This is a genomic window from Kitasatospora sp. NPDC032121 (genome assembly GCF_055580145.1).
The window spans coordinates 21323-34217 of record NZ_JBVILX010000017.1 but is presented as its reverse complement, the minus strand read 5'-3'; the positions used below and the strand labels follow the sequence as shown (position 1 = coordinate 34217).

The 12895-nt window shown below is 69.4% G+C and carries 11 protein-coding genes; 8 read left to right on the top strand and 3 right to left on the bottom strand.

The window, feature by feature from the left end; all coding sequences use genetic code 11:
• Positions 1-28 precede the first annotated feature (28 nt).
• From ACZ5OX_RS31130 to ACZ5OX_RS31105, 6 genes are all read left to right on the top strand, one after another.
• Positions 29-1300 carry an ABC transporter substrate-binding protein gene (locus ACZ5OX_RS31130; protein ID WP_465634612.1) on the top strand — a complete coding sequence of 424 codons (1272 nt, stop codon included), beginning with the start codon at positions 29-31 and terminating at the stop codon, positions 1298-1300.
• Positions 1300-2286: a carbohydrate ABC transporter permease gene (locus ACZ5OX_RS31125; protein ID WP_402413104.1), complete on the top strand. Its 987-nt coding sequence runs from the start codon at positions 1300-1302 to the stop codon at positions 2284-2286. The genes ACZ5OX_RS31130 and ACZ5OX_RS31125 overlap by 1 nt, the downstream gene beginning before the upstream one ends.
• Before the next feature lie 5 nt (positions 2287-2291).
• Entirely contained in the window at positions 2292-3137 is an 846-nt protein-coding gene (locus ACZ5OX_RS31120) for a carbohydrate ABC transporter permease (protein WP_465634611.1), read from the top strand.
• 97 nt (positions 3138-3234) lie between these two features.
• Entirely contained in the window at positions 3235-5196 is a 1962-nt protein-coding gene (locus tag ACZ5OX_RS31115; RefSeq protein WP_465634610.1) for a glycoside hydrolase family 5 protein, read from the top strand.
• Positions 5197-5232: 36 nt separating this feature from the next.
• Entirely contained in the window at positions 5233-6987 is a 1755-nt protein-coding gene (locus ACZ5OX_RS31110; RefSeq protein ID WP_465634609.1) for a beta-galactosidase, read from the top strand.
• Positions 6988-7523: 536 nt separating this feature from the next.
• The gene (locus ACZ5OX_RS31105; protein ID WP_465634608.1) at positions 7524-8687 is read left to right on the top strand and encodes a hypothetical protein; all 1164 of its coding nucleotides are present in this window, start codon (positions 7524-7526) and stop codon (positions 8685-8687) included.
• Positions 8688-9141: 454 nt separating this feature from the next.
• Here the strand turns inward: ACZ5OX_RS31105 and ACZ5OX_RS31100 are convergent, their stop codons facing one another.
• The gene (locus tag ACZ5OX_RS31100; RefSeq protein ID WP_465634607.1) at positions 9142-10308 is read right to left on the bottom strand and encodes a site-specific integrase; all 1167 of its coding nucleotides are present in this window, start codon (positions 10306-10308) and stop codon (positions 9142-9144) included.
• Between the two features lie 207 nt (positions 10309-10515).
• On the opposite strand from ACZ5OX_RS31100, the gene ACZ5OX_RS31095 reads away from it, so the two are divergent.
• A complete protein-coding gene (locus tag ACZ5OX_RS31095; protein WP_465634606.1) occupies positions 10516-10956 on the top strand; it encodes a hypothetical protein in 441 nt (146 codons plus the stop codon).
• 79 nt (positions 10957-11035) lie between these two features.
• Here ACZ5OX_RS31095 and ACZ5OX_RS31090 read toward each other — a convergent pair whose 3' ends face one another.
• Entirely contained in the window at positions 11036-11608 is a 573-nt protein-coding gene (locus ACZ5OX_RS31090) for an SMI1/KNR4 family protein (protein WP_465634605.1), read from the bottom strand.
• Between the two features lie 154 nt (positions 11609-11762).
• Here ACZ5OX_RS31090 and ACZ5OX_RS31085 point away from each other — a divergent pair, with 154 nt between their 5' ends.
• Positions 11763-12305, top strand: a complete 543-nt coding sequence (locus ACZ5OX_RS31085) for a DUF6368 family protein (protein WP_465634604.1) — start codon at positions 11763-11765, stop codon at positions 12303-12305.
• A 72-nt stretch (positions 12306-12377) separates the two neighbouring features.
• Here ACZ5OX_RS31085 and ACZ5OX_RS31080 read toward each other — a convergent pair whose 3' ends face one another.
• Positions 12378-12857, bottom strand: a complete 480-nt coding sequence (locus ACZ5OX_RS31080) for a hypothetical protein (RefSeq protein WP_465634603.1) — start codon at positions 12855-12857, stop codon at positions 12378-12380.
• Positions 12858-12895: the final 38 nt, after the last annotated feature.

Sequence of the window (12895 nt, the reverse complement as noted above, 5' to 3'; positions counted from 1 at the left end):
CCCACACCCTCAGCCTGAAGGATGCGAAGTGAGCGCACAGACATCCCAGCTTAGCCGCAGAGGATTCCTCGGCGGATCCGTCCTTTTCGTCGCCGGAGCAGCGGTCGGCTGCACCAGCAACCCGACCGGCGGGGCCTCCGGCGGGGCGAAGACCACCCTGAACGTCTGGTCCCACGCCTACGGCGAGGCCGGCACCCAGCAGGCCCTCACCCGCTACGCGGCCGCGTTCACCAAGGCCAACCCGGACATCGCGGTCAAGGTCACCTGGACCCCGGGCGACTACGCCGGCAAGCTCAGCGCGACCCTGCTCACCGACGCGGCCCCGGACGTCTTCGAGATCGGCGACTTCAACGACGGCCTCGCCTGGCACGGCCAGATAGCCCCGCTGGACGACCTCTACGGCAGCGCCAAGTCCGACTTCAACCAGGGCGACCTCGACACGGCGACCGTCGACGGCAAGCTCTACGGCGTCAAGATGATCGACGACGTCATGATGCTCTACTACCGCAAGAGCGCGCTGTCCAAGGCCGGCATCACCCCGCCCGACACCTTCGACGCGCTCGTCGCCGCGGCCAAGGCCCTGACCACCAAGAACACCAAGGGCCTGTTCCTCGGCAACGACGGCCTGGGCGACAGCGCCATCATGGCGGTGTGGTCCAACGGCGGCGACCTGGTAGCCGACGGCAAGGCCGTCTTCGGCTCCCCGCAGGCCGCCGAGGCCGTGGCCGGCCTCAAGCGTCTTCACGACGACCAGTCCCTGCTGCTCGGCTTCACCACCGACTGGTGGGATCCCGCCGCCCTCGTGCAGAACGTCACCCCGATGCAGTGGGGCGGCCTCTGGTCGATGCCCGCCATCAGGACCGCGCTCGGCGACGACTTCGGCGTCCTGCCCTGGCCCGCCTACCGGCCAGGCGGCACGCCCGTCGTGCGCGTCGGCGGCTGGACCAGCTGCGTCAACGCCAAGGGCAAGAACGTCGACGCGGCCAAGAAGTTCGTCCAGTGGCTCTGGATCCAGCAGACCGACCTGCAGAAGGACTGGGCGGAGAGCTACGGCTTCCACATTCCGCCGCGCAAGTCCGTCGCCGCCTCCGCCGACAAGGTCGCCCAGGGCACCGCCAAGGAGACGGTCGAACTGGCCGCCACGTACGGCCGGCACAACCCCGGCACCTGGAACAGCGCGGTGAGCTCCCTGTTCAGCGCCGCCGCGTCGAAGATCGTCAGCGGGCAGGGGGATGCGTCCTCGCTCCTGGCCGACGCGGCCAGGCAGGCCCAGAGCGAGATCGACAAGCAGCGCGCCTGATGAAGCCCGTACCCTCGACCACGCTGCCCGACGAGCGTGCCCGGCGCCCCACGGCCCGGCCGCAGGGCGCCCCCACCCGCCGGCCCCGCACGGACTGGCGTGCCTGGGGAGCGTTCGCACTCCTCGCCGGGCCCCTGCTGATCGGCGTGGGCGTCTTCAAGTACGTCGCGATCGGCTGGAGCTTCCTGCTCAGCCTCAGCGAGGCCCGCGGCACCATCGCCCTGGGCCACTGGGTCGGCCTGGACAACTACCAGGCGCTGCTCTCCGACGCCGTGTTCCGCACATCGCTCGTCCAGATCCTGCTGTTCACGCTGTTCATCGTGCCGGTGACGTTCGCCGCCTCGCTGGGACTCGCGCTGCTGGTGCACAGGATCCGGCGCGGCCGGGCCCTGCTGCGCACCGCCTTCCTGATCCCGGCCGCCGTCTCCTACGTCGCGGCGTCCCTGGTGTGGAAGATGTGCCTGTTCAACGGTCTGCCGGCCGGGATCGCCAACACCATCGGCGGATGGTTCGGCATGTCCGCCGTCCCGTGGCTGCAGACCACGTCGCCGCCGCTGTACTGGGTCGTCCTCGTCACCCTCCGCCTCTGGCTCCAGGTCGGCTTCTACATGGTGCTCTTCCTGGCAGGCCTCCAGGGCATCCCCAAGGAGATCCACGAGGCCGCCGCACTCGACGGCGCCACCGGCCTGCGCCTGCTGCGCAGGATCACCCTGCCGATGCTGCGCAACACCTCGGTGGCCGTCCTGATGCTGCAGTTCATCGCCGCCTTCCAGGCGTTCGACGAGTTCTACAACCTGTTCAACAGCGGGCTGTCCGGGGCGTCGACGGCCCCGGTCCGAACCCCGCTGGTCTATCTCTACGACACCGCGATGGGCGCCCAGAACTACGGTCTCGGATCGGCCGGAGCCTTCGTACTCACCGCCCTCATCGTCGGGGTGACCCTGCTCCAGGGCCGGGTCACCGGCTTCGGCAAGGGTGAGGAGTGAGTGGAATGAGAAGCACGCGAGAGCTGTCGCAGGTAGTTCGCCGGTGCGCGCGGGGGGTGCTGGCGGGCCTGCTGACGGCAGTGTTCCTGGCCCCCTTCTACCTGATGCTGCGCAACGCGCTGATGGACTCCCGGGGCCTGACGTCACCGCAGTGGACCTGGTGGCCGTCGGCCATGCACTGGGAGAACTTCAGCTCGCTCTTCAGCGACCCCGCCCTGCACATGGGCCAGGCCCTCGGCAACTCGCTGCTGATCGCCGTGATCACCGCCCCGGTGTCGACGATCCTCGCCTCGGCCGCCGGATACGCCCTCGCGCGGATACCGGTGCCCGGACGCGGCCTCCTGCTCGCCCTGGTGGTGGCCACGCTGATGATCCCCGGCTCGGTGACGTTCGTGCCCACCTTCGTCCTCGTGGGCTCCATGGGCGGGGTCAACACGCTGTGGGGAATCATCGCACCCGGGCTGTTCAACCCCTTCGCCGTCCTGCTCTTCCGCAACTTCTACCTCCAGTTCCCCACCGAGATCGAGGAAGCCGGACGCCTGGACGGGCTCGGCTGGTTCGGCCTCTACCGCCGGATCGCGTTGCCGTCGTCCGGAGCGATGCTGGCCTCGCTCGGCGCGCTCGCCTTCATCGACAGCTGGAACTCCTTCCTGTGGCCGCTCGTCATCGGCCAGGACCCGTCCGCGTGGACGGCCCAGATCGCCCTGTCGACCTTCCTCACCTCACAGACCATCAACCTGCCCGGACTGTTCGCCGGAGCCGTCGTGACCATCACACCGCTGGTGGCCATGTTCCTGGTCGCCCAGCGCTACATCGTCGAAGGCATCGCCACCAGTGGACTCAAGGGCTGAGCCGCCCCCGGTCCGCCCCCCGTGACTCCGGACCGTCCGGTCCGGGCCGCACCACCTGAAGATCCGAGGCCCCACCGCCACCCCTGGAGGGGAAACCATGAGGTCAGACAGTTCGCCTCCCACCGTCCGAAGCTCCTTCGCCCGAATCCTGCCCGCCGCGGCCGCCGCGGTGACCCTCGTCCTCGGGGGAACGTCCGCCTCCGCCGCAGCGCCCCCCACCACCGCCTCGACCACCGCGTCCGTCATGACGGGGACGCAGCTCGCGGCTTCGTGGACCGGTCCGCTGAGCACCCGGGGCCGGTACATCGTCGACGCCAACGGCGACCGCTTCAAGCTGAAGGCCGGCAACTGGGCCGGCGCCCAGGGCACCTGGGAGGGCAGCGGGGACGTCAACGATCCGGCCAACAACCAGGCGGGACAGGTGTCGCACAACATCCCGCTGGGCCTGGACCGGACACCGCTGACGCAGATCCTGGCCGACTTCCACGGCCTGGGCCTCAACAGCATGCGGCTGCCCTTCGCCAACGCGCTGATCCACGACACCAGCACCGTGCCGGACGCGGCGGTGGCCGCCAACCCGCAACTGAAGGGCAAGACCCCGCTGCAGGTCTACGACGCGGTGGTTGCCGCGCTGACCGCCGACGGCTTCGCGGTCATCCTCAACAACCACACCACCACCTACCGCTTCTGCTGCGGCCTGGACGGCAACGAGCGGTGGAACAGCAGCCAGTCCACCGAGCAGTGGGAGGCGGACTGGCTGTTCATGGTGCAGCGGTACCGGACGAACAAGCGTGTCGTGGGCGCGGACCTGCGCAACGAGGTCCGCCGTGACACCTGGGACAACCCCAACTGGGGCTGGGGCGACTCCCACGACGAGTACGCCGCCTTCGAGGAGGCGGGCAACCGGATCCTGGCTGCCGACCCCGACATGCTGGTCATCATGGAGGGCATCAACTGGTCCGGGATCCCGACCGCGATCACCTGGCACGAACGGCCGATGCTCACCCCGGTGCGCACCCTCTCGAACACGCTGGTCCGGTCGGACAAGCTCGTCTACGCGGCCCACTTCTACGCCTACACCGGGCCCGCCAACACCGGGGCGGAGAGCGGCCCGGGCTCCACCAGCGACCCCCGCTACCAGGACTTCACCCCCGAGCAGCTCGCCCAGGTCGTCAACGACGAGGCACTGTTCGTCACCCAGTCCGGCCAGCACTTCACCGCGCCGGTGTGGATCAGCGAGTTCGGCGCGGCAGGCCGCGGCTCGACCAACGCCAAGGAGCAGGCCTGGTTCCACAACTTCACCGACATCCTGGTGAAGAACGACACCGACTTCGCCCAGTGGCCGGTCGTCGGCTGGAGCGACGCCAACGGAAACCCGCAGGACAACTGGGCACTGCTCTCCTACGACGCCACCGGCAAGCGGCTCGGCCTGGGCGACCCCGGCGACTGGCGGGCCGCCGACTGGAACAAGCTGATCAACGCGCCGAGCCTCACCGGCCCGGTGGCACCGGTCACACACTGGAACATGCTCGACCTCGACTTCGGTGACCAGAACGTCTCCACCCGCATGCTCGCCCAGGGCGACTGGTCCAACGGCAACCGCAAGGGCAACTGCCCCGACACCGAGCGCCTGGTCGGCCTCGGCCGCAGCGACAGCCGCGGCCTGTGCACCGACGCCGGCCAGCCCGCCGCCGGAGCCGGCGACTGGGTGACCGTCACCGACGAACGCTACGTCACCCACGGCGACTGGGCCCCGGGCTACAACAAGCTCCAGTGCCCCGACAACACTTACGCCGTCGGCTACAGCGCCCACAGCAACGCGATGTCTGCCCTGCTCTGTGCGCCGGCCGCAGCTCCGCTGCGGACCACCGGGCGCAACGCCTGGTTCGACCACGGCGACAACCGCCCCGCCACCGGCGGCTCCACCGCCAGCGACTGGGCACCCGGCTACTACAAAGGCCAGTGCGCCGACAACGAGTACCTCGCCGGCGTGGCCTACACCTGGAAGTGGAACCACGGCGGAGTCCCCGACACCCTGCTCTGCCGCCCGCTGAGCTGACCTGACAACCGTCTCGATCGCAAGGAGCACCACGGCATGCCACGACTGGAGATCGCCGCAGACGGCTTCCGTCTCGACGACCGACCGCTGCGGATAATCTCCGGCGGGTTGCACTACTTCCGCGTCCATCCGGAGCAGTGGGCCGACCGGCTCCGCAAGGCGCGCCTGATGGGGCTGAACACGGTCGAGACCTATGTCCCCTGGAACCTCCACGCGCCCCGGCGCGGGGAGTTCCGGCTGGACGCAGGTCTCGACCTGCCCCGATTCCTCGACCTCGCCGCCGCCGAAGGCCTGCACGTGTTGCTCCGCCCCGGCCCGTACATCTGCGCCGAGTGGGAGGGCGGAGGCCTGCCCTCCTGGCTGCTCGCCGACGAGGACATCGAACTGCGCAGCCGCGACCCGCGCTACCTGGAGGCGGTCGACGCCTACCTCGGCGCCCTGCTACCGCCCGTTCTCCCGTATCTCTCCACCCGCGGCGGCCCGATCCTCGCCGTCCAGCTGGAGAACGAGTACGGCGCGTACGGCGACGACTCCGGCTACCTCGAGGACCTGGCGGAGATGCTGGACCGACACGGAGTCGACGTGCCGCTGTTCACCTGTGACCAGCCCTCCGACCTGGCACGCGGCGGCCTCGACGGCGTCCTGCGCACCGTCAACCTCGGCAGCCGGGTGGACGCCGGGCTCGCCGAACTGCGCACGCAACAGCCGTCCGGGCCGCTGATGTGCAGCGAGTTCTGGATCGGCTGGTTCGACCGTTGGGGCGGCACCCATGTCACCCGCAGCGCCGCCGACGCCGCGGCGGACCTCGACCGGCTGCTCGCGGCCGGCGCCTCGGTGAACATCTACATGTTCCACGGCGGCACCAACTTCGGCTTCACCAACGGCGCCAACGACAAGGGCACGTACCGCCCCACCGTCACGTCGTACGACTACGACGCGCCGCTGGACGAGGCCGGCGACACCACCCCCAAGTACACCGCCTTCCGCGAGGTGATCGCCAGGTACGCTCCCGTCCCCGCGGAGCCGGCACCCGGGCCCGCCCCCAAGCTCGCCCCGACCACCGTCGAACTCACCACCTGTGCGAGCCTGCTGGACCAGTGCGAGCGGCTCGGCGACGCGGTGCACGCCGACCGACCGCAGACCATGGAACAGCTCGGCCAGTCCTTCGGCTTCGCCCTCTACGAGACGGCACTCCCGGCGGCCGGACCGGCCGTCCTGCACATCGCCGAGGTACAGGACCGCGCCCAGGTCTTCGTCGACGGCCAGCCGGTCGGCGTCCTGGAACGCGAGAGCCACGAGCACACGCTCTCCTTCCACGCCCCCCGCCGGGGCGCGCGGCTGTCCGTACTGGTGGAGAACCAGGGCAGGGTCAACTACGGCCAGGGCATGCACGACCGCAAGGGGCTGCTCGGCGAGGTCACCGTCAACGGGCGGGCCCCGGAGAGCTGGGACAGCCGGCCGCTGCCGCTCGACGAGCTGGGCGGACTGTCCTTCACCGCGTTCGAGCCCGCCGCGCCCCCGGTCGGCCCGGCCTTCCACCGCGGACATCTGGATATCGAACAGTCGGCCGACGGCTTCATCGCCCTGGACGGCTGGACCAAGGGCCAGGTCTGGATCAACGACTTCGCGCTCGGCCGGTACTGGTCCCGGGGCCCGCAGACCACGCTCTACGTCCCCGCACCGGTCCTGAAGGCCGGCCGGAACGAGATCACCGTGCTCGAATTGCACGGCTCCACCACCCGCACGGTCGAACTGCGGGGCACCGCCGACCTGGGCCCCACCGAGGACTGAGGCGCACACACCGCGGACTCGCCGGCAATGCTCCACCGCATCGGCCGCTTCCCAGTCCGGCTCGGGTCCCGGTACCTCGACCTCGGTCACCTCGGCCCCCTCCGGCCTCGTCGTTGCTACTGACGCCCACCCTAGTCCTGGCCCGGACTCGGCCGTCACCCCGGCAGACGAGCAGCCGTCGGCCGCCCGGGGCTACTCCTCGTCCTGGTCCTCGTCCACCGCGGCCGGCCGCGGGCAGGGTGGAGAGACGCTCGGCCGGGGATTTCCCAGCTGAGCTTCTTGCGATTGCGACCCGCCGCCCGCACTCCGCCCCGGTCTATGCAGCGCACATGCTGGCAGACCGATGATCCCCGGAACGTCGCGCATTGGCCGGGCAGCAAGCTCATGGCGGACGCGGCCGGTGTGTCAGTGGTCCCGGGTACCGTCCGAACCGGTGTGAAGTCTGCGCGGGAGGGATCGGCATGACTGCGGAGCGGAAGTGCGGGGAGTGCGGGAAGGGGGCGAGCGCCAACCGGAAGGGAAAGCCCGGCAGGTGTGTGCCCTGCATCGACGAGCACTACCGGAAGCTTGGCTGGGCCCCTTGCGAGCCGCACGTCTCCGCGGAGCATGAGCGTCGTTGCCTGTGCGCCACCTGCAACCAGCCCGATGCGATCGCGTACAGCGAGATCCGCGGCAAACAGGTCCGATACTGCCGCTGGTGTGCCTCCCGGAAGATGTACGAACAAGGCCTCGTACGCGAGCCCGAGAAGTGGGACATCACGAAGGAGGAGGCCGCGCGGATCGTGTTGGGGGAGGAGTTCCTGGCACGCGACGCGGGCGGGGCCCTGGTGGACGAGCCCGGACTCGCCCGGCGGATGGAGCACGTGTGGTCGCTCGTGGACGTGGAGTGCGTCGTCTGCGGGACAGCCAGGAGGTGGAGCGCGTCGATGAGCCTCGGCAGCCGGGCCACGCCCGGACGCAGCCGGTGCTCGAACTGCTTCGCGTTGCCCCTGACCGCCTGGCAGGTCGAGTTCTTCGACGCGCATGGGCTCGTGCGCGATCACGCGGGTTACGCCCGGCTCGGCGAGCGGGTCGACGCGCACTGCACCGACTGCGGGGCGGCACGCAGGATCTCCGTCTCCGAACTCAGGAGCGGGGTCTCGCCCTGCCTGGCCTGCGACGCCGCGATCACGGACCCGGATGCCCCGCACCTCGTCTACATCATGTACTTCCCGAAGCTCCGCGCCCACAAGGTGGGTATCACCAGCACCGAGGTGCGGCACGACCGGCTCGCGTCCCACGCGGCGCAGGGCGGCATTCTGGTCGAACAGCGGGTGGTGCCGAACAGGGAAGCCGCGCGGACGGTGGAGGAGTTCGTCCTGCGTGTGGTGCGGAACCATCCGAGTGGCTGCACCGCCGAGGACTTCCCGCAAGGAGGCTTCACGGAGACCTGGGCCGAGGACGGACCCGAAGTGGATCTCGGTGACATCGTCGATCGGCTGACGTGCGAGGAAGCGCCCGGCTTCGACCGGCTGGGCAAGCTCAAGGCCTTCTTCGAGCGCGAGCCGCTGACCGTCGAGGAGTTTGCCGAGTTCCGGAAGATCGAGACCATCGAGACGGACGGGACCGAGGTCCATTACGTGGGTCTGAGCGAGCCGCTGGAACAGGTTCTTCGCAAGGTACGGGCCCGGAGGGCGTCCGGGGGCGACGGGCAACAGTAGCGGCCACCTCGCGGGACAACGGGCGGCCCGGCTTCCCGCGCCGGGGCGGTGTACAGGGCGGCTTGGAGGTGGGCCGGAGCGGACCTGCATGGCATCGATCAGTGGGAGGAGGGCCGGCCGCAACCGACTCCGACGGGGGCCGGGCACGGCCCGCTGCCTGCCACCCGCCGTCCGCAGGTGAGCGCCACGATCAGGTGATGTCCCGGCCCGTCGGTTCGCATTCGGAGTGTTGCGGCCGGGCGGGGGAGGGGGGCGGCTAGGGGTTGCACATGCGTCACCCGCGAGTCCCGTTGCCCGCCCTCCATCGCCGTCTGACAGTACGGTGCGGGGTCGCTCTGCCTGATGGAGATGACCTTCCCATCGACTGCGAAGGCCCGGTGGGCAGCGAGTATCCGGACGTCGCTTTCCGGCACGAGGAGGTGCCACTCCGAGCGAGGTCGAGTTCGGACCTGTCCTACCCTGCGAGGTGGGATGGCGGTGGCACAACCAGGGCGTCGAGGGCCTGCTGGGCCCGCCCGAGGTTGTCCTTGCCGGCGCGGCGCAGGCCGGCCTTGGCGTACTTCTCGACCATGGTGGTGGACTTCCAGTCCTCGGTGATCACCAGGATCTCCGCCGCGCTGTAGCCTTGGGCGGCGAGGTCGGCGGGGACGCCGGCGCGCAGGCCGTGGCTGGTGGCGTTCTTGGCGTCGAAGCCGGGGGTGCGGGTGACCATGCGCTTGAAGGCGCGGTTCACCGCGTGGCCGGTCATGCCGGTTCCGGAGGCGGGGACGGGCATGAGCCGGCCCCAGCGGGTGATGCCGCGTAGCAGTGGCAACTGCGGTGCTGCTTGGCCGAGTTCGGCGAGCAGTGAGATGTAGGTGCGCACGACGGTGATCGCTACCGGGTCGCGGACGACGTACTCGCGGCCGGTGGACCAGTGGTCGTTCTTCGACGTGCGCTTGCCGACGACCATCTGCTCGGTGCCGTCGTCCAGGCGCTCGAAGACGACGGAGTCGATGCGGTAGGCCGCCTGCTCGGAGCGGCGGGCGCGGGTGCGGTAGCCGAGGTGCAGGATCGTCAGGTCGCGCCAGCGGGCGAGCGGGATGTCGGCGTTCGTGCCCTCCTGGAGGTGGGCGATGCGGGCGGCGTCGACGGGCGGGCTCGACTTCGGTGTGCGGCGGGCGCGGGCGTGCTCGGCGGCCTGCTTGCGGATCAGTTCGGCGGTCGCCTTCTTCGGAGGCCAGTTCTCGTACCCTGCACGGGCGTTGGCGTCGCGGATGGCGGCCATCGCCAGGCGCAGGGAGCTGACGGGCGCGCCCGTGCCGTCACGGCCGCCTCGGCGGCGCAGGTGGGAGACGTAGGAGACCATGTTCGCCTCGCTGGTGCGCGGCCCGGGGTGGCGGTCGTTGTCGGCGCACCAGCGGGCAAAGTAGCGCCACTGCTCGGCGTAGGTCTGGCTGGTGCGCGCCGGCCGGGCGGAGGCGAGGTCGTCGGCCGCATCCTCGGTCAGCGTCTCGTTGGGGTCGACCCCAGTGTGCGCGAACCGCGCGAGCGCCTGACCGTCGTCCACCAGCTCGGCGACGACGACCTCGGTGGAGCGTTCCGCCAGGGCGGGCAGGCCGTCCGACGCCTCGGCTTCCACGGGCGTTCTCCTTCCGGCCTAGCGGGCTGATGATCCGTCCGGGACAGCCTATCTGTACCAGGCCGTGTGTTGCGTCCTCTAAATCCAGTTAGAGGACGCAACACATACCTTGGTACGTAATGTGCGCGCCCAAGGTGGCGAGACCGTCTGCGGAATGTTTGCTGAGGTTATTTGTGTTCACTCTCTCAAGCTGCGAAGGTGTCCGCCATGAAGATCACGATCACCGTGGAGAATCCGACACCCGAGGTACTCGAGAAGCTGCTCGCTCTCGCCGTCACACCGACGGCCGTCGTGACCGCGGTACCCGACGACCGCTGGACCCCGGAGCGCGCCCGCTCGTACTACGATCGTTTGCCGCCCCGCGCGCAGCAGATCCTGCTCCAGATCGTCGAAGGCGAGGGCGAGTGCGCCGCCGACGAGTTGAAGGCGAACGGCCGAAGCCTGCGGGGATCCACCGGCGCGTTCCGTCGGGTGCTCTCGGAGGGCAAGAGGACCGGCCTCTGGCCCGACGCTCTCCCGGTGCCGCTGCTCTCACACATCGTCGGCGGGCAGCTCAAGAAGCTTGAGATGCCGGGGTGCGGCACTGGATATTCTCCGTATCCTTCTTTTCGAGCAGGGCTGCGCGATCTGCTGCCGCATGGCCGCTGACAATCTCCTCGACAGGTTGCTATTTGCCGGACAGCACATGTTCAGCCTCGGGAGTCAGTTGACCGTCACCGGAATCGAACTACGCGGCTGAAGGGTCTCCATGTCGCTCTCTGGCCGGCCAGTCGTTCCCCATGTGCCAGTGCCGCACCCATCCATCGAAGCTCCGGGCGTCGGTGTGCAGCGCCGGGATGGCTCCCACGTCGGACACCGTCCAGACCTCACCGCGGCGGGGTCCTGCCGTCACCAGCAGCCAGAACCACGGCCCGTCCTCGGCTCCGAGGACGACTGACCCATGGTTGAGGACGGCATCGATGCGGGGATCGTAAGCGTCGACCGTCTCGTCGTCCTCCCACAACCACGCCTCATCCAACGGGAACGGCTCTCCCGGGTGCCGCGGACCCGTGCCCGGCCAGCTGTCCGGCAGCCACCCCAGCGGCTGGAGGCCGCCGTCCTCCGCGGGGCCGAGGCTGCTGCCGTTGCTGATCTCTGCGATGAAGGTCCGGTAGGGCTCCGGAAGCGTCACCCGATTCTCGGCCTCCCAGGCCCGGACTCCATCGTGGCCCAAGATTGGCTCGCGCCACTCAGTTGCGAACGCTGAACGCAGGAGGTCAAGCGTCGCCTCATCGGGACGGTGATTAGGTGTGGTTGTCACGGGAGCATGCTGGCACAGGCGTCCGACAGCTTGATCTTGCGGCAGGGATTCAGACGGTGCTGTCCGTTCTCGGGTTCTGGCATGGCTTGTGTGGGCACGGTCACGTTGAGTAATGGGCTGGGGGGCATGCCGCTCGGCTGGTTAGGCTCCCGCTATGGGTGGTCCAGTGTTGGTGATTGCGTTGGCAGAGGCGGTTCCGGCCGCAGTTGTTAAGCGACTCCGGGGTTTCCTGGTGGGATCGTCAGCCTGCTTCGAGGAGAAGCGCCCTGGCGGCTATGACCTCAACGTGTTCGCCGACCGACTCGGCGCCCCGGCCCCAGGGGAAGTCGACGGTCGCCGGCCATTCCTGGTTTATGTAATGGGTCCCGGAATCGGCGACGAGGAGACCTTCGAGGCCGAGCACGCGGACGGCCCCGATCTGGAACCCCTCATCGGCTTCAGCCCGACACACGCTGTGGATGTCATCGCTGGGTGCAACAGACCGATCGATCACCTCGCCACGGCCCTGCTGACGGCTGCCATCATGGACGTGGTCGGCGGCGTTGCCAACGCTGAGCTACTGGATGACCAGGTTGCAGTCGTGGACGGACTTCCGGGTGTGCTCGCGATGACGGACGGCCCGTTGCCGGCCGTGTTCGGCACGGCGGAATTCCTGCGCGCGTGGGCTGCTCAACCGGGCTTCAGGCTTCTCAAATAGTCGGCGGCGAGAACGTGTTCAGCCCGCGAGGTTCGAGAGTTCGGCTCGCCTCGAGCGCTGCCGGGTGGTAGTTCAGTGCGACCAGAACGGGTCGTCGTACCGGGGAATGATGTCGAGGTTGCCGTTTGGCAGAGTCGGCTCGGGGACGTAGGTGCCAAATGGGTCGCGGTCGCGGATGACGGGGATGGGGCCCACGGTGGCTTGGAAGGTGATGTTGCCGGCGGCGCCGAAGAGCATGCACACGCTGTACCCAGTGGGCGTGGTGGCGAACATGGCGGGCTGGCCGGGGTTGACGGAGGAGATCCGGTAGCCGAGGGCCTGCCAGCCACGTTCGGCGACGCCCAGCAGCGCGCCGTACTTGGCTGCGGCGACCTTGGTCATGATGTAGCGGTCGCGGGTGGCAACGGCGTAGCCCGGGGAGCGGTCGTCGGGGCCTGTGGTCTGCTCGGTGGACCGCGGCCAGCCGTCCCAGTACTGCAACCGGGGGCGGATGGCGGACATCGCCTCGTCGAGGAGCGCGTTGAGTGCCTGGACGGCCTGTTCGGGGGTCATTCGAGGACTTTCCGAAGGTGCGGGCGCCGTACGGCGGC